Below are 22,273 nucleotides of genomic sequence, written 5' to 3' on the forward strand. Positions count from 1 at the left end.
CAGCAGGCATGGATCAACGACCCGGCCAAGCGCAGGGAACCCGCACCACAAACCTCATAGCGTCACGACCGTCTCACTGGACTTGAAATCTTCCGTACTGGTCGTCGGACAGACCGCGGGTGGAGCCTCCGCATCCCCGCAGATCGGGCATGACGAGGCGGTGTGTTCCGGCAAGCTTGCTCAGAGGTTCTCGAAGATAGGTGTGGTCCGAATCGGGACCGCCGTGGATCAGAGCACGGTGCGGTGCGAAGGTCCTGTCGTCCGGGCGACGAACAGTTCGACGCACGGTTGCTGTGACACGGCGATGAGTTCCTCGGTGAACATGCCGCCAGTCTTCCAGCGCCCTCGCCGAGCATGACGCTTCGTCGGCTCAGCCGGTCGCCTTCGGCTTCCTTGCCCAACTGGGCGAGGGCTTCTTCCGGGTCAGCCTCTTGGTCATGAGAGTGATGCTGACCAGTTCAGGTGTCCTCGCTCCGGTGCGCAGGTTGAGCGGGGCGTCCTCGATCGCCGCCCACCGCTCAGCCGGATCAACAACCGATGCGAGAATGCGGTGCACGGTGAACTGGGTAGATCCTGAAGGGCCGTCCGTTACTCCAGCACCGCATGGAATGCGCGCTCGCCGATGCCGCGCATCACTGGGTTGTCCGCCGAGTGCGACAGGAAGACCAGGGACAGGGCGAGCGCCCATCCGCGGGCCCGCTCCCAGGTCGCGTGGTCCGCGCGGCCGTACGCCTGTCGAAGGGCAGCACGCTGCTGCGCGGTGAACAGCATCCAGGCCACGGACAGGTCGGTGGCGGGATCGCCGGAGGTGATGTCGCCGAAGTCGATCACAGCGCTGATTCGGCCGTGGTCGACCAGGATGTTGGCCGGGTGCAGGTCTCCGTGCAGCCACACCGGCGGCCCGTTCCAAGCGGGTGCCGCGGCGGCCGTTTCCCAGATCTGCAGTGCGGTGGCGCGGTCGTCCGGGTCGACCTGTGCCAGCCCGGTCAGGACGCCCTTGGCGCGTCCGGCCAGGGGAATTCCTCGAACTGGGCTGACGGGCGCCTCCGGAGGGGCTGGTGCGTGCAGCGCGTCCAGGAAACCGCCGAGCGTCGTTGCGGCCGACCACGGGTCGTCGGGCTCTGATCGCGCCGCGATCCGGCCCGGGAAGAAGGGAACGACGCTCCAGGACCACGGGTACTGATCCGTCGGCTGCCCGACACGCACCGGCGCCGGCACAGGCAACGGCAGGCGGTCGGCCAACTCCGGCAACCACCGCTGTTCGTGCGCGACGAGCTCGGCGGCCAGAGCGCGCCGAGGCAACCGGACGAGGAACTCCTCACCGAGCCGACACACAAGGTTGTCCCAGCCGTTGGCCAGTACCTCGATCGGCAAGTCCGCCAGGTCGGGGTGCTGTTCGCCGAGCAGACGGCGCACCAAGTCGACAGAGACTGACACCTCCGCGGCAGGCATTCGGTGAACCGTCACAGCGAGAACCTTACGGCGCCGGCCCGGCGCGCTTGGCAACCAAAGCAGGAAAGGCCACGACGACCATCACCCCTGCTCTATCGTGAAAATCGGCATCGCCTTCTGCGACAACGGCCAACGGCCGGGCCCCCTCCGCTGCTTCCGAGGCAACCGCTTCTGCGGACCCTCTTCATGGCCGCGACATCTGTCGGCGCCCTCGCACAGCTCACCGGCCCTCTTCGCGTGCCCCGTGCCGGTCATCAGCGCTGCACAACCCCTACAGTCCCCCTTCGAGAGGTGGTCTCGCCCCGGCCCACGTCGGGCGAGAGTGAACTGTCCCGGCGCGTCCTCGTCCAGCCAGCCGCGCTCCACTAGACGCTTCAGCTTGCCCCGGGTCCCCTCGATCTTCCCGGTCGTTGTCGGCAGACCGATCCGTGGCACGATCTGCTTGGCCTGCACCGGTCCCGGCTCGTCAGCGACGATCTCCACGATGTCCCGGTAGACATCCGGCAGCACCGCCACGACCTGGCCCTCCCGCCACGGCGGCACCATCATCACCCCGACGCCGTGAGGCACCGACCCCTCGCTGGCTTCCGGAACAACCCCCGGCGCAACGTGCGGTTCGGCCTCCGCGGCTGACAGGTCCGCCAGCACCTGCGTGACGGTCTCCCGCGTGATCTCCAGTCGCGACAGATCCTCCCGCGCCTTGTCCAGCCGGATGGCCAACTCGACAGCCTCAGCCTGGAGTTCCTCCACACGGCGGCGAGCCGCAGCCTCCCGCGCCCGGAGCTCTTCCGTCAACGACGCCATGGCGCCCCACCTCCACTCCACAACGGCAGGAGGACCACGGCCCCACCACACAACAACTGGCTTCTTCCCAGCTCAGCCCGCAGGTTCAGGCCCGCTGCGCAGGACCGAGCCTCCTGATGACGTCGCGCATCTCCGCCTCGTCAGCCTCGTAAACCGTCTCACCCATGCGCGGATCCCGGGCGTGAAGCGTATGGATCAGCGGTCCGTAGGGTGTCCCCAGACTGACCAGAGAAGCCGAAGGGCCGTGGACTGCCCGCTCGGTACCCGGCTGGGCGGTCAGGTCGATGCGGCTGACAACCCCCGGGGTGACCCAGACCGTCGCCTGCTCCAGACGCGCCAGAATCTGCAGGTGGAAGTGCCCGCACAAAATGAGCTGGACATCTGTCCCGCGGATCGTCTCGGCCAACTCCGCGGAGTTCTCAAGTCCCAGCGCCTGCTGGACCTCGACATCCAGGGCGACCGGCGGATGATGGAAAGCCAGCACGGTGCCCGACGGGGCAGGCTCGGCCAGCAGTCCGCGTAGCCACTCGAGCTGACCGCTGTCCAGGCGGCCGTAGCCCTTGCCCGGAACGAGCGTGTCCGACGTGATCAACCGCCAACCGCCTACGGTGCTTACCGCAGCCCGCTCACCTGCCGCCCCCTCGTACGCAGCCTCGGGCTGCCTGTGGCCACTGCCGAGCACCTCACGGAACGCGCGGCGGTCGTCGTGGTTCCCCGTTGTGTAAAAGGCCGCCGCCCCGCGGCGTCCGGCGTAGGCGGACACGAGCTCGCCGGCCCGCGTGTACGCCTCGCGGGAACCGTCATCGGCAACGTCACCGGTGATGACCACCGCGTCGAGGTCGTCCAGGTACTGGAGTTCGTCCAGCAGAAGACGCAGTGCCGCCGTGCCGTCGGCCCCGTCGGCATCTGGGATGCCTGCCGCGTCGAGATGAGTGTCAGAGAGATGCAAGATCCGCATCGTCCGAACCTAGCCTCCGCCACCGCGTCGGGCCAGGCCCTCCTTCAGCCTCAAAGCGTGATCCCCACCATCACCTCAGAGGATCCGCACCCATCGAGAACTCCTGTCTGCCGGGCACCCTCCCAGCTCGCCAAGGCATCCCGGGTACGGCAGCAGGAACGCCGTCTGTGCACTGCTCCGGGAGAATGGCGGGTTGCCGCGGACGTCTTGGCCCTCTCCAGTTCACCCACGAGGTTGGCGGCGTCGGCGATCAGGTGAGGCCGTAGGCCGCCCGGGTGAGCGAGGGTTCCGGCTTTCGGTGCCCGGGGATTTGGGCCCTCTAGCGTGCGGGCCATGGAATCCACCCCGATGCCCGAGCCGCTGCGGCGGGCGATTCGGCGATTCACGAGCCGGTCTCCGAGGCGGTCCTGAACTGTCAGGAGGTGCTGCGGTACACCGAGCCCGACCAGGCGCGCAACTGGAAGCGGATGACGCTGTACCGGACCACGGACGCGGCCGACACCCTGAACATGGCCGCTCTGCTGATCGCCGCGTACTGCCAGCGCATCGAGACGCCCATGGACACGCTCGCGTCCTACCTCCAAGTCCGCCAGCAGCAAGACCGGGCTGCCGGGCCACGGAAATCCGACCACGACGAACTGGCCGGACTGTTGGGCGATCCGCCTCCCGCCGACGACGCCGACGGACTGCGGTATGCGTGGGGCAAGCGCCATGCCGAGAACGCACTGATTCGCGAGGACGACCCGCAAAAGCTCCTCACCGAGGCGTGCCTGCATGGGCTGCGCGCGCGGCTGTGCGGCGACGTCGACTCCCTCGACGGCTACCTGCCCCCGCACATCGCACAGATCGCTTGCAAGGTCGCGGACGCGCTGGAGGAACCGCTGCCGGCAGCGGCGTAACGCCGCCCCTCGCGCCGTCGTTGAACAGCGCGCTCCATATGGGCCGGGCCCCCGGGGGATTGTGTGGTTGGTCTCCCGGGACCCGCAGCGTGACGACAGCAGGTCAGGACGCGTCGGCGGCCCACTGCGTGACCGGCCGAGCAGCAGGCGAGGATCCGTGCGCCAGCCCTCTTGCCGCATCCGCGCGGTCCGCTGAACAGGTCACGTGATCGACCCGGTTGCTCTGCGGCGCCTGCTGCGGCGTCGTGCCATGCGCCTGCCCAGTGGCCTCAGCGAACGACTCCGGCCGACAGCCGCGGCACGGCGCGAGAGACGACACACGTACACGCACCCGTGGCCGCTCACCGCCACGGCTTCGGCCAATCAGCCGCAGCTTCAGGCCAAAGAAATCTGAACGTTCCCGCACAGCCTTCCCACGGAAAACAAACACCTCTCACCATGTACTTGAATGCTAAACAAGCACGGCTGTCACTCACACCCCTGCCACAGCCCACAACTCCTACGCCCCCCACGCAAGGGACACTCAATGCCCCTCCTTTTCCTTCGCCACGGCGAGTCCCAGGCGAACGAACAGAACCGGTTCGCCGGGCGCCTGAACACCCCGCTCACCGCCCTCGGCAGCCGCCAGGCCGACCAGGCAGCCGAGCGGGTCGCCGCGCTCGCCGCGAGCGGCGTACGCATCGACGAAGTGCACATGTCCACGCTCCAACGCGCCCGCCAGACAGCGTGGACCATCATCGATCGGCTCCCACAACCTCCGGACCGGATCACCGTCGATGAAGCACTGACCGAGCGCGACTTCGGCGTCTACAGCGGCCGCAACAAAAGCCTGGTGAAGAAGACGATCGGCTTCGCCGGCTACACCGAGGCCTTCCATTCCCCGACCGGCCGCCCGCCAGGCGGCGAGAGCTGGCGGGAGATGTACGACCGGGTCGCCGCGTACTACGAGGACGTCCTGTTGCCCGCCTCCCGCGCGGGACGCACTGTTCTGGTCGTCGCCCACAAGTACGTCGTCGAGATGTTCGCCCTGGTCGTCGCGGACGCGAGCCCGGACACGTACCGCGACTTCAAGATCCCCAACGCGCGCCCGCTCTCCGAGCAGGACCTGCGCCGCGCGGTTGCCGCCCCCGCTGCGGCAGGACTCGTCAACGACCTGGGCGAGATCGTGGAGATCCGCCTCCCCCTGCTGGTGGCCACAGCCGCCGCGATGGGCGTGGCGGTCCAGCTCGCGCTCGGCATCCAGGTTCCGGCCACAGTCTTCACCACCGTTCTTACCGCCCTCCTGGCCGTCGGCTCCTTCTTCGCCATGCTGCGCGTGGACCCACCCACTTTGCGCCGCCCCCTGAGCAGCCTCCGCGCGGCCTGGCCCCTGCTGCTCCCCCGTCTTGCACTGGGCCTGGTCCTCATCTGGGCCGGGCACTCGCTCCCGTTGGAATTGGCAGGTCTGTTTCTGCTCCTCCCACCCGCACTGATAGCCCCGACCCTCTCACTGCTCTGGGGAGGCGACTACTTCTTCGCCGTACGCCACACAGTGGCCGCCTCGCTCGCCCTCCCCGCGCTCCTGCTCACCGGCCTTGCCCTCCCCCTCTCCCTTCCAGGCACCGCCCCGGCCCTCACCCTGGGCAGGCTCGAACCGGCCCTCCTCGCCTACGCGGCCGTCCTGCTCGCCGCCCTTGTACTGCCCGGGGTGGGAGCGCAGGCCCTGCGCCGGCGCGACCCGATCCGGGCGGGCGCCCTCAGCACCAACTGGAACTGGCTCGGCGGCCTGGCCCTGGTCCCCGTGGCCGGCCTCGCCACCTTCGCCCTCACCCCGCCGACCGGTCTGACCGCCCACACGACCATCCGACTCCTGCTGGTGATGTCCGCCGCAGCGGCGGCCCTGACCGCCCTGCGCCTCCTGACGACGCTGTTCCTGCACCTGCGCCCCCACGGCACCGGCCTCGGCCGGGACCTCTTCATCACACAGAACACCCCGAACGTCTTCCTGTGGTTGGCGATGACCGCCGTCCTGGCCCCCACCACGGGCCACCGCCCCTCGGTGATCGGCCTCGGCGTCGCACTCGTCTTCTTCTTCGCGGTCTACACCGACGAACGGATCTTCCTTCACGCCCACCGCCACGACCTGACCCGGAGCGTCCCCGAAGCCCCCGAAACGCGGAAGACCCGCACCATTCCTGGCCTGTTGACACCAGGCAAGTAATCGGAGACCTCGACATGGAGCACTGAGATCTTTCATCCTGAAGTCGCAGGTCGCAATACTGGTGTGAGTGGGTCTGTACGGTTATCGGTGTAACTCCCGATCATGGAAGTAGCACCTGATGAGCGACGTGACTGCCTCGGTTGAGGCGGTTGAAGAGGTCCGACCGGTCGAGCTGGCGGCGGGCCTGTTGGGCGGCCAGTTGATCGGGCAGTTGGTCGACCGGGCCTGTGCGAGCGGGCTCCAGCTGACCGGCGAGGGCGGGCTGTTGCAGCAGCTGACCAAGCGTGTGCTGGAGTCCGCCCCGGAGGGCGAGATCACCGACCACCTCGGCTACGAGAAGCACGACCCGGCAACGGGCGACCTGACGAACCGTGGACAAGCAGCGCGAGCTACCTTGCGGCTGGGGTCAGAGGTAGGACTAGGGGCCATGCGTGCTGCCTGGCGACGTAGATCGGGTAGGGATTGCGCTCGGGGTTAGAGCAGCCGGGTGGGCATCCCAACGCCAACCACAATCCCCTCCAGACAATCTGTAAAATCCCAGGTCAGCGCATGCGCCACTGCGCAGATCCACTGGCCAACGACACCGCCGTTCGTTTCGATCATGCGCTGGGAGGTGGTGCCTTGCGCGAGGTCGGGGCACGGACCGTTACGAGTGCAGTTCCAGGGTGATGCACGGGCTCCCGATCCTACGAGTGACCGAAAACGACCCACCAACAACGTAAGGATCAGCCTCAGGATCAAAACCAGGAGACCTACGTTGCATGGCGTCAGCGCTGACCCTTGGTGATCAAGCTGAGGCTTGGTCGGTTCACTCGATCGAGTCAACCGGATCCCGACCCGGCTCGTATCACCCAGCGGGCATGGGAGCGTCCTGTCGGCCCGAGGCATTGAGTGGGGGGTTTTGGTGCTGGTACGACGGTGGTTGGACGTGGCCGGGGTCTTTGATCCGGCGTTGAGGGCGGCTTACAGCGTCGCATGCCGCAGGGCTCTGAGCGATCGTGCCGGCGTTACCTGGCTGGGGATTTTGTCAGTACCGTCACGCGCGCGTCCCTTGACTGCAGCCGCGGCAATGGTGATCTTGGAGGCTGACGCCCGGGCGGACGAAGGGCCCCACGAGCAGCGTCTTCAGCGTTTCGAAGAGTGGGTCGGTGCCTGGTATGCCGCGCTGGACTCCGGTTCCAGTGCCGATCCCATTCTGCACGCGGCGGCGCACGCGCACCGCGTCGCTCCTGTAAAGCCGACGCGGGCGCTGATGGATCAGGCCTTCGCGGCCGCGCGCAGCGATCTTGATTTTCGTGAGTTCCCCACCTATGCCGACTGGCAGGTTTATGCCTCCGGCAGTGCCGGCGCGGCGATGCTGTGGACGCTGTCCATGCGGGGGGAGTACGGCGAGAGCGGCGAACGCATCATCCGGGAATACGGGTACATGGCTCAGCTGGTGGATTGCCTGGCCGATGTGTCCGAGGATGCGAGGGAGGGTCGGCTGTATCTGCCGCTTGAGGATCTCGACCGGTTCGGTGTCCGCAGGGAGGATCTGGAGGCCGGACGCTGGACGTCGGCCACGGCCGACCTGGTCGCCTTCGAAGTAGCGCGCATCACCGGCCGCATGCCGGCCGTGCTGGAGATGGCACGCGCTCATCCATGGCTGTATCCGTTCTGCTCGGCCCTGGACGAGTACATCCGCCCCTTGTGCGCGGCCGTGTTGGAAGCGGGGCCTTCCCTGCTGCGTCGAGTGGCCGTTCCGCCGACGGGACCGATGGTCCGGGGAGGGATGAGTTTGTGGCGCTCCGCCCACGTGACCTCCCGGTGAATGAGATGACGTTGAGCAAAGTTCTGGGAGGGAACTCATGACCACGACGAAGGGGCCCTACACCGCGGATGGGGTGCAGTCCGCAGAGGATGAGAGGGCGGTCAATGAGCTGGTGGAAGGTGAACTTCGGCGGTGGGCGGGCGCCGAGGAGGATCTGATGGGGGTGGCCTGCCGCGACGCGCTGTTTCCGTCGGGCAAGCTACTGCGGCCGCGGTTGTGTCTGTGGTCGGCGGCCGCCGTGGGCGGCAGCATGGAGCAGGCCCTGGCCTTCGCCTCGGGCCTGGAGTGCATGCACGTGGCGACGCTGATGCACGACGACGTCGTCGACCGTGCCCCCGAGCGTCGCGGGCGGGCCTCCTCGGCCGAGCACTTCGGGATCAGCGTGGCTCTCATGGCCGGCGACGGGCTGGCCTCCACCGCCTATGAGGCCATGCTCGCGTCCACGGAGGCAGGCGTGCCGGCCACCCGTGCCGTGCAGGCGACTCGCGTGGTGGCAGCCGCGGTCAAGCGCACAGTGGCCGCTATCGGCGAGGAGACCCTGGTACGAGAGGACCTCGGCTGCACGCTGGAGAAGGTTCTAGAGATCATCCGCGGCAAAACTGCCGCGTTGTTCGGCGCAGCGTGTCAGGCCGGAGCGATTCTGGCCGACGCACCCGCTGCCCACGAGGCGGCGCTTGGCGCCTACGGTGAGGAACTGGGCATGGCGTTCCAGATCCGTGATGACCTTCTTCCCTACGTCGGCGCCGCCGAGTCGGGGGGCTTGACTGATGTGGCCAACCGGCAGCCGACCGTGCCGGTCCTCCTGGCCCGGGACGCCACCAGCGCGGAGGACTTGGACAGGCTTCAGGAGCTGTTCTGTGACGACTCCGACGCCGTCACCGCCCACCGCCTGCTGGCTCAGATCCTCGCCCGCGGCGAGGCTGTCGATCAGGCCGCCGAGATGGCTCGCGGGTACGCGGTCAAGGCCCGCGAAGCGCTGGCCGCACTTCCCCCATCGCAGGCCCGGGATCTGCTGGAAGCGCTGACCGTCACGGTCGTCGACCGTGTCAGGTGAGTGATGAAGGTCCGGGGTCTGCGGCACGCCTACGGCCGGCGGCAGGTGCTGCGCGGTATCGACCTGGACCTCGGACCGGGAGTGCTGGTCGGCATCGTCGGAGAGAACGGAGCCGGCAAGTCCACCCTGCTCAAGATTCTCTCTGGCGAGCTGTGCCCGGATGCCGGAACAGTGTTCCACCAGGGACGCTTCGGTTACTGCCCGCAGGACGTCGCCCTCAACGACGCCCTGACCGTCCGCCAGCACCTGAAGTTCTTCCAGGCCGCGTATGGCCTGACAGACCTTCAGCGCGCCGAGGAGATCATGGATGAGCTGCGCTTTGCCGAGTACGCCGACGTGCGCGCTGGAGTGCTCAGTGGCGGCACCCGGCAGAAGCTCAACCTGACGCTCGCGCTCATGCACGACCCGCAGGTCCTGCTGCTGGACGAGCCCTACCAGGGCTTCGACTGGGACACCTACCAGCGGTTCTGGCGCCTCGCTGACGGCCTGCGCGCCGAGGGGCGCTCGGTGCTCGTCGTATCCCACCTGGCGTACGACCTGGAACGATTGGACGAACTGTGGCGCTTGGACGGCGGCATCCTCGTGCTTGATCCGGCGGTGGCGGCATGAGGAGACATCTCACCCTGTACACCACCGCGACTCGGTACGACCTGGTCGAGCACGCCCGCAACCGCTTCGCGATGCTGCTGGTCGTCCTATTCGTGCCCGCGTGGATCACGCTCGTGTACCTCAACATCCCTGACAGATCTGTGCCGTTCCGGCTGGACGCCACCGGGGAGCGTCTGGCCCCGGCCGGCAACCTGCTCACGCAGATCACGGGGGCAGTCAACGCCGTCACGCTGATCACCGGTTTCATGATGTTTGCCGCCACCTTCAGCGGAGGCCGTTTCGACCGGCGCCTGGCCATGGCGGGCTACCCCCGCATTCACCTGGTCGCCGCCAAGACCACCTCCCTGACCCTCGCCTCCGCAGCGGTCGCCGCCTACGCCACCGCCGTCATCTGCGCCGCCTGGTCACCTGTGCAGCCACTCCAGCTCGGCGCGGCCCTGTTCAGCGCCGCCCTAACCTACGGAGCCCTCGGCGTCATCTACGGCTCGGTGCTGCGTCGGGAAGTGGAGGGCATGTTCGCGCTGATCATGACCAGCGTCATCGACGTGGCCATGCAAAACCCGCTGGCGAGCTCCGGGGCCAACAGCCCCTTCATCCGGCTGCTGCCCTCCTACGGCACTGTCCAAGCCGCCACCGCCGCCTGCTTCTCCACCCAGCGCACACCCGCCTACCTACTAGCTCAGCTGCTGTGGTTCGCAGCAGCCGCTTTGATCAGCCTCCTCACCTTCCACCACCGCACCCGCTCGCGCACCGCCGTCACACCGGACGACAAGGTGCCCGTGCCGGCCGTCCCCACCCCACCGGTCTGGCCCTCGTTGCCGGGGGGTATCGTGAATGTGCGTCAAGGCGGGCGATTGGTGACTTTCAAAATGTCGACCGCGCAGGTCATTCCAGCCGTTGGCTGCTCTCGGGAGCCCGACCCTGGGTGGGTGGAGCGCCGGCATGCCAAGGGCGTCCAGGTGAGCCATTGCCAGCGGCACCGGCAAGGTCGCCGGCTACGGACGCGGCCAGGCCGCCGGGATTGCCAGCGACAACGGGATCTCGTCCAGCCGCTGCGATCGGCAGCCCGCCGACCTGACCCGGCAGACTGAACCGTACGTCCCCGGCCTCGTCCGCCTCGTAGGGGGCGTCTCCGACCGCGCGCTGCCTCGGGTAGGGGGCCTGCATCGCCCGCCCGCGCACACCCTCGCCGCGCAGAGCGGCGAGGGTGAAGGACGCAACGTTCACCCCGGTCCGCCGGTGACCGTCGGCATGGACGACCGATTTTGGGTCTGCCGCAACGGTAGGCCGACCGCGGTGAGCACGCGGAACAACGCGCTGCCACCCGACGTCCCCATTCAGGCTCAGCTCTACCTGTTCACCGCCCACTACGCGCCAGAGAAGTGAGAACCGTGCTCACGCACCGACGTGTACCTGAGCCGCCCAGAGCATCGGCGACTTCGGATACTGAGCGCGCAGCTTCCGGACCGCCCTGTGAAGCGCGTACGGCGAGCGGGCGGTCTCGGGTGCAGTGGTGCCGCCGTTGGTGAGCCGGTGGTAGAAGTCGATGGCGAGATCCGCCTCTACCTGGTCGTCCACAGCCCACAGGGTCCCGATGACCTGACGGAATCCCGCCAGCTGGAATGCCCCGGTGATGTGCACGGCTTCGTCGGCCAGTCTGGACGGGGTGACCGTCGTGTCACACGCCGAGAGGAAGGCCAGCTCGGCTGAGAGTTGCAGTCGGCTAATGTCTGCGACCGTCAGGGGGTCGGTCACGTAATCGGTGAGGATGAGCCGGCTCTCACTGGGGCGTGTGATGTCGGCGTAACCGTGGCAGGCGAAGTGGGCGATCCGATGGTTCGGCAACGCGCTGAGGACGGCGCCCCTCGTGGGAGAAGCGAGCACACGCGCGTCCGGAAGCACTGTGGACAGCGACTGCACCTCCCGTGTGACGCCGCGGAGTGGGGCCCCTGCTACGTCGGGAACCGGGACGATCACCGTCGAGGAATCAGAGTGCGCCACCGGCATCGCGCTGTTCCGTTCAAGCGAGCGCAGCGTAGTGGTGTACGACGAGACGACTCGGTCGAGCACCGAGCTTCCACAGGTGACGGCCCCGGCCCGCGAGTAGTCGCCCGCGGCATGGAACGGAAGCGGCGCCATGCCCCCTACCGGGCACCACCAGACGCGTGGCTCACGGTCGTCGTCCTGAGGCGTGGCTACATGGCCGAGCCGGGTGAGTACGGGGTCGGTGACGGTGTGCCACAACCAGGTCAGGACCGAGAGGATTTCCTGTTGGGCGGCGATACGGTGAAGGGGATCCTGCTGGTTGTCGGCAGCCAGCAGCCGTGCGTCGATCAGCCGATTGACCTGCTCGTACGCACGTTCTTGAGTGAGGCCCTCCAAGGGCACCACAAGGACCGGTTGTCCTGGATCGCCCGTGGCGACTAGTGCGTCGCACCGCACGCTGCTCGTCGTGATGAAGACCACCACGCCGTCTTCGGGAACGTTCTGCGACAGTTGCTCGATCCCCGGCCTGAGATACGTCTGGAAGCCAGGCAGCGCCCGTGCCTGCGCCACAAGATGTTGCCATTCTTCGTAGGCATGTTGCCGTTCGACCGCGACCTGCTGGGCAATGCCGTGATCCCGGCGCCGGCCAGGAGAGACGTCGTCCATGACCTGGGCGGCCTGAGCGCTCTCCAGGTTGTCCAGGAGGGATCGGACCTGGTCCAGTCGTCGGGCCAGATCGGGAGCGTGTTCGCGCAGCCTGACGTGGTCCGGCCCCCGCACGCCGACGGTGTCGGCGGCGAGGATCCCGCGGGTGCGCTCCAGAAGCTCGATAGCCCTGCCCGGATGACCGGCGTGCAGGGCTGCCGCAACGGCGTCACCGGAGATGCTGCTGTTCAGCTGAGCCAATCGGAACTGGCGGTCATCGCGTTGCAGAGTGCCCGGAGCCAGCATCTCCAGCAGGTCCACCGCCCGTTCGATCCATTGCAGCGCCTCGGCCGGACGGCCGGCGTCAATGGTCAGCAGGGAGAGTTCCCGATACGCCAGGATTCGGTTCAGTGTCGAGGCTGCGGCCTGCTCCGCGACCTCGCGGTAGCAGGCACAGGCCTCCTCAAGGAGATCGACGGATTGACTCTCCTCGGCCCGGAACTTGAGCGCTCGGGCAAGGTCGTACAGATACGACGTCCGCAGGGGGTGATCGCCGGGTGTGCTTCGCACCGCTGCGTTGAGGGCGTCAGACGCCTCCACCAGAAGCGTCCGGTCCCGAGTCTCTTCGAAGAGCTGGACAAGCCGCTGGCCCAGCATTCCGAGTCGGCGTGCCTGATCGGGGTGGTCGGACGGTGTGGCCCGTGACGCCGCGCGGGCCACGCTTACGGCTTCCCGCAGCGTGTTGAGATCCCCTTCCTCCCCGTACAGCTCGCCGAGGACGCCACTCAGGTTGTACAGGTAGAGGCCGTGGCTCGCCTGTCCGTCCGTGGCCACCACGACGTCGCGTGTCAGATCGACGGCTTCCGCGAGCGCACCGTGGCGACGAGTCCGCGTGTGGAGCGATCGCAGGCTGAGAGCGAGGTTGTTCTTCGACGTGTGGTGATCGACGTGGCCGGGCGGGGTTGCGGCAACCGCCAGCCTGCCGACCTCCACCGCCTCCTCCAAGGAGGCCATGTCACCGCTGCGTCGATAGCGCGCGCGTAACGTGTTGCTCAGGGTATCGAGGAACACCCCATGGTCGGTCTGGTCCGGTGACCCCTGAGCCACCGCTCTTCTGGCTGTGTCCACCGCCTCTTCGAGCGCGTCCAGCGATCCGGTACGTTCGGCAAGGGCGTTCAACGAGACACTCAGATTGGCGAAAAAGGTCGGCTCCCGGTGTCTCCGGACACCATCGGCCACCGCTTGACGGCCGCACTCCACGGCCTCCTGGATCTCGCTGAGCTCACCGGTGCGTTCGAAGGACATGCGCAACGCGATTCCCAGATCGTCGAGGGCGGTAGCACGAATCGACTCGTTGTGGGCCATGGTCACCGCCTCGCGGCCGCAGGCCACCGCCTCCCGCAGAGCGCTGTCGTCACCGGTCCGCTTGCCGAGTTCCTGCAACGCGACCCCCAACGACAGGAGTGCCTCCGTTCTCTGCGGTGCCTCCGACGGCGCTGCCGCCACCGCCACACGCGCATAATGAGCGGACCTGCGCAACGCGTCGACATCCCCGGTTCGCTCGGACTCACACCGCAGCGCGATCGCCAGGTTGTTCAGGAAACCACCGTGCGCGGCGCCCGGATGCTCCGGGAGCTGCCGTGCCGCCCGCTCACCGATTTCCACGGCCTTCTCAAGGTGGGCGGCGCGCCCCGTCCGTTCGTAGAGTTTGCGGAGCACATTGACGTGGTCCCCAACGAACGCGATGCGAGCCGGGTGGTCGCGAGGGACCTCAGCGGTCGCGGTTCCTGCGGCGGAGACCGCCTGTTCGAGATCGCGGACGTCCCCGGTCTCCTCGTACAACATCTGCAGTGCCACGGTGTAGTTCCCCCACAGCAGTCCCCGCGCGGGATCACCTGGCACCAGGAATCCGATCGCCTTGCGCAGGAGTTCCATCCCGGACATGAGGTCCTGTTGGCGCCCGGACTCCTCGTATGCCATCAGCAAGCCCATCGCAGTGGAATAGACTTCCTGAAGACTCTTCTGACGGTCCATCACTGTGACCTGCACCCCCGAGGTTCGCTGACGCAGGAACTGATGCGCCGGCCACGGTCGATGCTACGAGCCCTCCGACCGGGCGGTGTAGCTTTTAGCGGGACATCCGTTGCATGAGCGCCCCGAGTGACGCACCGGGGCTGCCGGGGAGGGGAACAGCATGGGGCACCCCGTATGCGCGTAGCGGTCCTGTGCGCGCATCTGAGCGACAGGCCGCAGCTGAGGCGGATCATTGAGGACGGCGGCGGAGCCGAGCTAGCCCCCTCGAAGCGATAGGTGCCGCGAACGACCCTCGGCCGGAGCGGATCGCCGACCTTGTTCATGAGATGGAACGGGTACTGCGCAGCGTGGGGCTCGGACCTTCCTCACCCCTGCCGCGGAGTCCACCTTGCCGCCGGACATGACCGCGAGGCCCACCACCGTCGGATGGACGTGCCCTTTGGCTCGCTGTCCTCGCGTCGTGCTGCCGGAGGAGACCACCGGGCCTCCCGCCTGCGTAGCCGGGCGACAGCCGGATGAGGCCGTACAGGATTCACCCACGGTGACGACTCTCGCCGCGGCATTGAGCTCGAAAGCCGCTGATCGTTGGGGGCAGGTCCTGCTGCTGCCGGGCCTCTTCTTTACGGCCACCCTGGCCATCGGGCTGCTGTCGGGGCAGCGCAGAGCGCTGAGTCTTCCGTCCCTCGCGGCATAACTGAACGATCTCGCCACGCGCTCGACGGCCCACTCCGTTCTTGTTGGCGTGTTGATCGCAGTCGGAGTGTCGCTGGCATCTGCGGCCGCCGGGCTGCTCGCTGACGCTCTTGGATCGGCTGTCCAGATGTGCTGGACGTCGCCAGCCCATCAGCCGCCCGCGAGCTGGCTGTTGCGGAGACGCAGGAAGCGGTGGCAGAAGGCAGCGGACCGTTTGAAGGCAGCGATCCGGGCCAGTGCCCTGCCGCCCGGATCGACCTCTGGGGAATCACGTCGAGAGGGCAGGACCGTCCTCCTCCGAAGGCGCCTTCATCGCATCGGACCGGCATGGCCGACCGGCCCGACCAGGATCGCGGAGCGCTTCGGCGCGACGGCCCGGCGAACGGAGGAACTCTATGGCCCCATTGACCTGCAACTGGTCTGGCCACGCCTTCACGCCGTCGTTCCTGAGCAGCTCCAGGCCACTATCGCGCCGGCCCGAGCCGACTATATTGCGAGTGCTTGCCTCGCCGTGTGGGGCGTGGGGTATGCTGCCGCCGCCTCGCTATGGTGGCCTGCGGCCATCGTCGCCTCAGCCGCGTTCCTCGCCTGTCGTGTCCGAGCGAAGCCGACCGTGGACCGTCTCGCTGACGGTGTGGATACCGCGGTCGATCTGCATCTGGCGGACCTTTCCGAGAAGCTTGGGACGGAACGCCCGAACGATGTCAGGCTGCTGGGCACTCATATCCTGGAACGGCTGAGGCCGACGCCCTGACCTCCAGATCACTGGGTGGTAGCGGGCAGTGACCTGTCGGGTGCCTAATGGGCGGACGCCTGTTCATGCATTGACAGCCGTCGAGACGCGGCCGACACCCAGGCCACAGAACGGCGTTCATGCCGACGCAACCGGCCGTGCTGGCCCGCTCGCTCAGTTTCGATCGACGAACGAGGCGATTCGTGCCTTTGCAGCTCACGGCGTGTTGCGGCGGTTGCGAACCCAACTCCGCTGCAGCGGAGGGGCCTACACCCGAGGCACGATCCCCAGGACGACCTTTCCTTTCGTGGTGTTCAGTTCCTGCAAGAAAGCCTTGGAGATGTCCCCGCCGGGAAGCTCTCCCTCCGCGTCCATCCTGACCAAGATCGCCATCATCAGGTCGTTGTCCGGGACCGAAGCAAGAATCCGGGACACGGTGAGCCCGGCACCTGCGGTGTCGTGCCCCAAGTTGTTCTGTACGTAGTCGGCAATCGCCTGAACCTCATCGGGCCGGGGTGCCTCACCGTTGTGGATCACTATGATCTTGTACACCTTCATCGCATACAACTTTCTGTGGCCATAAGGGCGAGCAGGTCCACAGTATCGTGATGACCTTGCTACTGCCGGTTCCCAATTGCCCTCAATTTCAGGGCTGTTGGTGACGGCTCCTGGAGGCAACCGTGAGTGGCATGGGGACAGTGCCGCGGCAGATCGGACACTTCGCGCCACTGGGACGGCTCGGAGTCGGCGGCATGCGGCGGGGCACCTGGGCTGGCCAGTCCGATGGGTGCTTCGCCGCAGGCAGACAGGTGCACGGGTCTGCTGCAGGTTTGGGTGATGTCACCCGATCGTGCAGCAGACCCGCAGACGCCCTTGTTACGGTCGCTGGATGGAGAGGTGGGACGGGGACGGCGTACGCGCACGGATCCGGGAGATGGCAGCACGGGATCCGGGACTGGTGCGCTTCGGGGCGGACACGCACCGGTACGAGTTGGCGCCTCGGCTGCCGGAGGCGGAGATCCGGGCGTTCGAGGAATCCCACGGCATCGATCTGCCATTGGAGTACCGGTCTTTCGTCGCTGAAGTGGGCAACGGCCCCGCCGGCCCCAGCCATGGGTTGATGCCGTTGACCGTCGCCCGCCCGGAAGCCGACGAGGAGTGGGCCGTAGACGCCGAGTGGCGGGAAGACCGACTGCCGGGCCGACTCGCTGAGCCGTTCCCTCTCACCGCACCTCTGCCCGGCCGGATTCGCACACCGGCCGATGCACCGACCCAGGGCACACTCATGTTGGCCGAACAGGGCTGCGGCATCTTCACGCGGCTGGTCGTAAACGGCCCCCGAGCTGGCCAGGTCTGGCAGATCGATCCGGACTGGGGTGGGTTCGTACCGGTGAGCCCCGGTTTTCGCACCTGGTACACCGACTGGCTGGCGAGCCCCTGAACACGCGTTACGTCGAGCAGGCCAACCCGCCGACCTTCGACGCTGACCACATCACGAGTGAGTGGCCCGGGCCACTCAACGCCCTCCGCATGCCCTCCCGGAACCGATCCACAAGTCCTGAGCATTGCTCACCGCCCCGGTGGCAGCACCTCCCCCGGCCGCGCCGCTTCACCGAGCGAAACCTGTGAGCCCCTGCCCTGCAGATGACAATGTTCTGATGGGCCTTGGCGTCCCAGTCACCGCACGAAGCGTGGCTGGACAGGCGAGGAACAACTACCCAAGCTGAGGCGGCTTCTCGACCGCTGCTTACCTCAAGAAAGGGAATCGCGGGGTGGCCGGTGAGCGCCTGGTCGATGAGCCGAAATCGGCTGGAACAGCAGAGCGCGGTCGGCGCATCCGCCAGAACAAGCGAGATGAAAACCCAGCGCCATACGGGAGTTGGTGCCGTAGCGCTGTTGGAGTCGGGCGACGACGGTACGTATCGTGCGCGCGCTCACTCCCATCCGGGTCGCGGCCTGCTCATCGGTGGCGCCCGCCAGCAGCAGCCCGATGATCCGCACCTCCCGGACGGAGAGCCCGGCCGACCCCTCGGTCGCCTGCCGCAGCGAACAGGCCCACAGGGCCTCGAACAGCATGCGATGTGCCGCCGCGAGCACCCCCTTGCAGAGCAGCGCCGTGCGGTCGGTGTCCGACCGGTCCAACAGCACCACCGAGAATTGCCCGTCGAAGACGAACACCGGGTGCGCGGAAGGGCAGTTGAGGCCGACGTGGACACGTACCTCCGGCCCGTGCCTGGTGAGTTCGTTGATCCACCGGACCGCGGCCTGGCAACGCGCCGCCCTTCCCTCGACCAGGACCCGTGTGTGCTTGTGCGTCGCCAGAAGGTGGCGCCAGGTCGCCTGCGGATGGCAGAGGGCGGATGGGAGCACGCTGTACACATGCTCGGCCGCGGCGAGCAGTTGGCCGAAACGGTGCTCAACCGCCTCTGAACCGAGGAGGATTTCCAGATAATCGGTGAATCGGTCAAAGAGATGCTCGGCGGTAACTTCGGAAGACTCTTCGGACAGCGCCACAGGACCATGTCCTTGCCAAATAGCAGAGAGTGGACGGCAAGTGTCAGCGCTGCGTTATCTTCAGTCGGGCGTACACGACCCTTACCTCCTGCCATCGGCGGCCCAGCTGCGGCCGCTCCGCCACGTACCTGCCCTACTTCTACCTAAAATTCGCGTGGCCTATTCGGCGGGCAGTTGAGATCGGTCCGAAACTACGTCAACCAAGCCGTCAGCAGGGTCTTCCGATACCACCGGAGGAACGGTGAACAGCGCGCGAAAGTACTCCGCCGGCACCTGTTCATCAACGGGACGGCCCTGTGCCTCCACCCAGGCGTGCGCCGCGGGCGGCGGCAGCGCCCGCACCCCGACGCACCAGCTCGGCCAGGTGCCGCGCGCCCGGCAGACCAGTACCGTCGCCAGGGAGCGCGGCAGGCACCCCTTGGGGCCGCTGCATCGCAGGCTGACCGCGAGCACGGCGTTGCGCGCATCGCTGGCCTGTGCGTACGTGGCGGGGCGGGCGCCGTGCCGTACCGCGCCGAGCAACGACCGAATGCGCCGCGGCGGCAGCAGCACCAGCGCCCGTGCGAGCACCACCGCGATACGCGCGACGGCACGCAGCCGCCACGGCACCGGACCGGGGCGGTACAGCGCTCCGGGCGAACTCACGAGGTCACCAACTCAGCGCCGCGCAAACCGTCCACCAACGCGGCCACATCGCGGCGGGCCTGTTCGGCGTCGACGTCGTACTTCTCGGTCAGCGCGGCTGCCGCCTGCTCCGGGTCGTATCCGTCGAGCAGCATCCGGACCACCGCCGCACCGGTGGGGTTGAGCTGCCAGTACGCTCCGGTGCGCTCGTCGAGCAGCACGGTGCCGTATTCGGTATCCACGGTGGACACTTGGGACCGGAACCGCAGGGCCATCTCTCTTCGCCTCCTGCTCACGACTGATCACACGCGCTCACGACCGCTCGTGACTGCTTGCGATTGCTCACGACTGCTTACGGTGCGCCGGAGGACGGCACGGCGGACGGCCGGTTCTCCAAGGTGCGAAGCCAGATCTCGCAGGCGATCGTGGAGTAAAGGATCGCCTCGCGCAGCTCGGGTGTGTCCGGCCGCAGTGCCAGGCCGCGCAGGTGCGCGGTGTCGATCAGCCCCATCCGGGCCAGCCGTGAATCGCTCCACAGGGCCAGCAACTCGCCTCGGTGGCTACGCAGTCCCTGGGCGGCATCCAGCGCCGCCTGCGCCTTGCTGGATCGGGCCAGACACTCGTCGGGAACGACTCCGCGCATCGCCGCCACCAGCAGCGGCTTGTACTGCCAGGGCGACACGCGGTCTTCCGGGAGGACCGCGAGGCACTCCTCGATCACCTGGTCGTCGAAGTACGGGTGGGACATCGGCAGGCCCTCTCTGGCGCAGGCCCAGTCCCACTGGCGGATGATCCGCGTGGTGCTCCTGATCTGCTGAAGGTCCTTGTGTTCCCCTGGGGTTGGGCCCAGCGGTACGGCGGAGTCGGCGGCCTCGCCGAGCACATCCGCGGCGAGTCGGAGCGCCTCGGGCGACGCCCATGAGAAGAGCCTCGGCGGCATGCCCCAGCCCAAGGTGCCGGTGACCCTGGCCGGTTGGGGGCGCCCCAACCCCTCTGCGGCGTCGCGCAGCCAGCGCTGATACGGCCGGGAGTCGGCAAGCGCCCGCGCCATGCCGGGCAGTGGCCAGTCCCACAGGGCGCGGAACCCCCGCAACTGCCGCAGTGCGAACAGCGGCCGTCGGCGTAGCACCGCGTGGAAGTGTGCCTCCGCCGGCCAGGCGACATGGTCACCGCCGATGCCTGTCAGATGCCGTCGGCTGCCGCGGGCGATCAGCGCGGGCAGGCGGGTGACCAGCCGTGCCCGGTCCATCACACCGATGGTGGGCTCATCGAGCACATCGTCGATCCGTGACAGGTCTTCGTAGACCAGTGGTTTGGCTTCGGGCGGCCACACCACGTGTTCCACCTCGGGCAGATGGGCGATGGCTCGCCGCGCCCACATCAGGTCGTCGTCGGCGGGGTCGCGGCCGGGACGGGTTCCGGCCACTACATGGGCCTTGCCGCGGGCGGCGAGGAAGGTCACGGAGGTGGAGTCGAGACCGCCGGACAGGTCGCAGCTGATCACACCTCCCGCGCGGGTACGTACCTGCACGGCCTCGGAGAGTGCGTCGCGAATCCGCTCGGACTGGGCGGCCAGCGGGCGTACCGGTTCCGGCGGCGTCCACCAGCGTGTCCGTCGGGGGGCGCTTCCGGTCGGGGCGATCACCAGGGCTTCCCCGGGAGGTACCGTATCGACACCGCGCCAGAGGCTGTTGTGGAGCAGCGGATGTGGAACCGGCCACAACAACCGTGCGGCCACCTGTCGTTCGTCGACCGGCGCGCCCATCAGCGCGGCGAGGGTATCGGCCCGGTCGGCCACGATCTCCATTCCGTCGACGCGCCCGTGGAATACCAGGCGCAGGCCAGACGCGGGCCCCTGCACCCGCGTTGTGCCGTCCACCAGCGCCAGCAGATGGAAGCAGCCGGGCAACCGGCGGGCAATGGCACCTAGTTCGGCCGGGTCCCGCAACCGCGCGGCCTCGGCCGCCAGTTGGCCTTCGCCCACCGCATGGTCGCCGATCACCACCAGCCGGGTATCGCGGACGGCTGCCGCCACCAGTTCGCCCTCGGCCCACCGGCCGACCAGCCACGGCCGCCCCGAAGGGTGGCACAACCGCGGGCCCCTCGCGCCGCCCACAAGAGGGGCCACGGCGAGCGCCACTTCCCGGTCCGGTAGGACCGCGAAGCACGACTCGCCATGGCCCGGCATGACGCTCCGCTCAGACATCACTGTCCCGGCGACTTGGTAGGCGTCAGCCGTTCTTGCTGAGGACGAGCTCGTCGTTGCCGTGAAATTCCAGCAGACCGGTGATGACCCGGAAGGCGCCCATCGCAACCAGCATCGGAGCCTCGTAAACCTGCTTCATCGTGTTCTCCCTCCACGAGGAATGAGCCCGTGAGCAGCGCATCCCGCGTGCTCAACACCAAAGTTACGAGGGCGCTCACCGCCGCGGAAGGCTGTGGCCCCTTCCGGAACCGGCAACTGCCGGAAGCGGCGAATCGCTGGAGCTGGGGGAATCCACTGGGTACATGCCCCGTGGGCCACGCTCAAAAGAGTCCTCCGCAACGGCGAGCAACCACCATGGCGCGGACTGGCGCTGTCGCAGCTGCTTGGGCGCGGCGAGCGCAGGAAGATCACGACATGGACACCGTCGACCATCTCCAGACCTCGAGTGGACGCTTTATTCGCCTGCATCTTGGTCACCGACTTCTTTCTGGTCGTGGCGCCCTGCATGCCAGCGGCTTCCTTCGCTCCCGTGGGCTCGCCAGTAGCGGATTCGGCAGAAGCCTTCTTGCGCGGAGCAGTTGCCACCGCGTTGTCCGGGCCGGCTGCGGGCTGCACCGGCGCCGGGCCACGACCGCGGCAGTCCTCAAGATGTCCGTAGACCAGTACGTACGGGCGCTCTTGCGAACAGCTCTAACCCGGCCAGGCCCTGCGCGACGTGCCGCACTCACGCGTCAGTAGCGCGCTCGGCGTTTCGGCCACCACCGCACCGAACCCGACCCCGTGCACAGCAAGGGTCGGTGCACCCCGCACTCACCCACGCGCGCTCTATCCCGGGGTTCTACGTCCGACCGAAACACATGTGTTCGAACTTCCCGCTGGCTCGTTGAGCCCCACGAACGAGCCAGCTCATGCGCGAAAGGTCCGTTGACTACGGCCAAAACACACGAGGAACCGACCCTGATGCACCGGACGCGAGCACGACGGACGCGTTCTCAGAGCGTCACGTCCATTCCGAACCCCAAATGGAGGACTTCATGACCCCCGTGCCCCTC

General features: G+C 67.6%; 18 protein-coding genes and 1 pseudogene. 8 read left to right on the forward strand and 11 right to left on the reverse strand.

The features are described 5' to 3' along the window. Nucleotides 1-370 precede the first annotated feature (370 nt). The 4 genes from ACFC8N_RS46475 to ACFC8N_RS46490 form a co-directional block, all read right to left on the reverse strand. Nucleotides 371-556 carry a hypothetical protein gene (locus tag ACFC8N_RS46475; protein WP_376295739.1) on the reverse strand — a complete coding sequence of 62 codons (186 nt, stop codon included), beginning with the start codon at nt 554-556 and terminating at the stop codon, nt 371-373. Nucleotides 557-588: 32 nt separating this feature from the next. Then, nucleotides 589-1,437: an aminoglycoside phosphotransferase family protein gene (locus ACFC8N_RS46480; RefSeq protein ID WP_376295740.1), complete on the reverse strand. Its 849-nt coding sequence runs from the start codon at nt 1,435-1,437 to the stop codon at nt 589-591. A 96-nt stretch (nt 1,438-1,533) separates the two neighbouring features. Continuing rightward, nucleotides 1,534-2,256 (reverse strand): hypothetical protein, encoded by a 723-nt coding sequence (locus ACFC8N_RS46485; RefSeq protein ID WP_376295742.1) that lies wholly within the window; start codon nt 2,254-2,256, stop codon nt 1,534-1,536. Nucleotides 2,257-2,341: 85 nt separating this feature from the next. Beyond that, the gene (locus tag ACFC8N_RS46490) at nt 2,342-3,214 is read right to left on the reverse strand and encodes a metallophosphoesterase family protein (RefSeq protein ID WP_376295744.1); all 873 of its coding nucleotides are present in this window, start codon (nt 3,212-3,214) and stop codon (nt 2,342-2,344) included. 422 nt (nt 3,215-3,636) lie between these two features. Here ACFC8N_RS46490 and ACFC8N_RS46495 point away from each other — a divergent pair, with 422 nt between their 5' ends. The 7 genes and pseudogenes from ACFC8N_RS46495 to ACFC8N_RS46525 all read left to right on the forward strand — a co-directional run. Further along, on the forward strand, nt 3,637-4,113 hold the full coding sequence (locus ACFC8N_RS46495) for a hypothetical protein (RefSeq protein WP_376295745.1): 477 nt from the start codon (nt 3,637-3,639) through the stop codon (nt 4,111-4,113). A 526-nt stretch (nt 4,114-4,639) separates the two neighbouring features. Continuing rightward, nucleotides 4,640-6,313 carry a histidine phosphatase family protein gene (locus ACFC8N_RS46500; RefSeq protein WP_376295747.1) on the forward strand — a complete coding sequence of 558 codons (1,674 nt, stop codon included), beginning with the start codon at nt 4,640-4,642 and terminating at the stop codon, nt 6,311-6,313. A 118-nt stretch (nt 6,314-6,431) separates the two neighbouring features. Then, nucleotides 6,432-6,791: a hypothetical protein gene (locus tag ACFC8N_RS46505; RefSeq protein ID WP_376295748.1), complete on the forward strand. Its 360-nt coding sequence runs from the start codon at nt 6,432-6,434 to the stop codon at nt 6,789-6,791. A 450-nt stretch (nt 6,792-7,241) separates the two neighbouring features. Beyond that, nucleotides 7,242-8,123: a phytoene/squalene synthase family protein gene (locus tag ACFC8N_RS46510; RefSeq protein WP_376295750.1), complete on the forward strand. Its 882-nt coding sequence runs from the start codon at nt 7,242-7,244 to the stop codon at nt 8,121-8,123. A gap of 37 nt (nt 8,124-8,160) precedes the next feature. After that, a complete protein-coding gene (locus ACFC8N_RS46515; RefSeq protein WP_376295751.1) occupies nt 8,161-9,177 on the forward strand; it encodes a polyprenyl synthetase family protein in 1,017 nt (338 codons plus the stop codon). Between the two features lie 3 nt (nt 9,178-9,180). After that, nucleotides 9,181-9,786 (forward strand): ABC transporter ATP-binding protein, encoded by a 606-nt coding sequence (locus ACFC8N_RS46520; protein ID WP_275884511.1) that lies wholly within the window; start codon nt 9,181-9,183, stop codon nt 9,784-9,786. Beyond that, nucleotides 9,783-10,574 (forward strand): annotated as a pseudogene (locus tag ACFC8N_RS46525) (ABC transporter permease); the annotation flags it as partial. The gene ACFC8N_RS46520 and the pseudogene ACFC8N_RS46525, both read left to right, overlap by 4 nt. A 607-nt stretch (nt 10,575-11,181) precedes the next feature. On the opposite strand, the gene ACFC8N_RS46530 reads toward ACFC8N_RS46525, so the two are convergent. Both ACFC8N_RS46530 and ACFC8N_RS46535 read right to left on the reverse strand, forming a co-directional pair. Next, nucleotides 11,182-14,451: a CHAT domain-containing protein gene (locus ACFC8N_RS46530; protein ID WP_376295753.1), complete on the reverse strand. Its 3,270-nt coding sequence runs from the start codon at nt 14,449-14,451 to the stop codon at nt 11,182-11,184. Between the two features lie 1,693 nt (nt 14,452-16,144). Next, nucleotides 16,145-16,435 carry a hypothetical protein gene (locus ACFC8N_RS46535; protein ID WP_376295755.1) on the reverse strand — a complete coding sequence of 97 codons (291 nt, stop codon included), beginning with the start codon at nt 16,433-16,435 and terminating at the stop codon, nt 16,145-16,147. Between the two features lie 376 nt (nt 16,436-16,811). On the opposite strand from ACFC8N_RS46535, the gene ACFC8N_RS46540 reads away from it, so the two are divergent. Then, nucleotides 16,812-17,318, forward strand: coding sequence for an SMI1/KNR4 family protein (locus ACFC8N_RS46540; RefSeq protein WP_376295756.1), 507 nt, complete (start codon nt 16,812-16,814; stop codon nt 17,316-17,318). 311 nt (nt 17,319-17,629) lie between these two features. Here the strand turns inward: ACFC8N_RS46540 and ACFC8N_RS46545 are convergent, their stop codons facing one another. The 5 genes from ACFC8N_RS46545 to ACFC8N_RS46565 all read right to left on the reverse strand — a co-directional run bounded on the left by ACFC8N_RS46545 (nt 17,630) and on the right by ACFC8N_RS46565 (nt 21,360). Then, nucleotides 17,630-18,391, reverse strand: coding sequence for a helix-turn-helix transcriptional regulator (locus ACFC8N_RS46545; RefSeq protein ID WP_376295757.1), 762 nt, complete (start codon nt 18,389-18,391; stop codon nt 17,630-17,632). 159 nt (nt 18,392-18,550) lie between these two features. Continuing rightward, a complete protein-coding gene (locus tag ACFC8N_RS46550; protein ID WP_376295759.1) occupies nt 18,551-19,036 on the reverse strand; it encodes a lasso peptide biosynthesis B2 protein in 486 nt (161 codons plus the stop codon). Continuing rightward, entirely contained in the window at nt 19,033-19,290 is a 258-nt protein-coding gene (locus ACFC8N_RS46555; RefSeq protein ID WP_376295761.1) for a lasso peptide biosynthesis PqqD family chaperone, read from the reverse strand. The genes ACFC8N_RS46550 and ACFC8N_RS46555 overlap by 4 nt, the downstream gene beginning before the upstream one ends. A 77-nt stretch (nt 19,291-19,367) precedes the next feature. After that, nucleotides 19,368-21,107, reverse strand: coding sequence for a lasso peptide isopeptide bond-forming cyclase (locus ACFC8N_RS46560; protein WP_376295763.1), 1,740 nt, complete (start codon nt 21,105-21,107; stop codon nt 19,368-19,370). A gap of 139 nt (nt 21,108-21,246) precedes the next feature. Beyond that, nucleotides 21,247-21,360 (reverse strand): keywimysin-related RiPP, encoded by a 114-nt coding sequence (locus tag ACFC8N_RS46565; protein ID WP_376295764.1) that lies wholly within the window; start codon nt 21,358-21,360, stop codon nt 21,247-21,249. Between the last annotated feature and the right edge of the window lie 913 nt (nt 21,361-22,273).

The sequence above is a fragment of the Streptomyces sp. NPDC055966 genome, from assembly GCF_042269865.1.
In the GTDB taxonomy this organism is placed as follows: Bacteria; Actinomycetota; Actinomycetes; order Streptomycetales; family Streptomycetaceae; genus Streptomyces.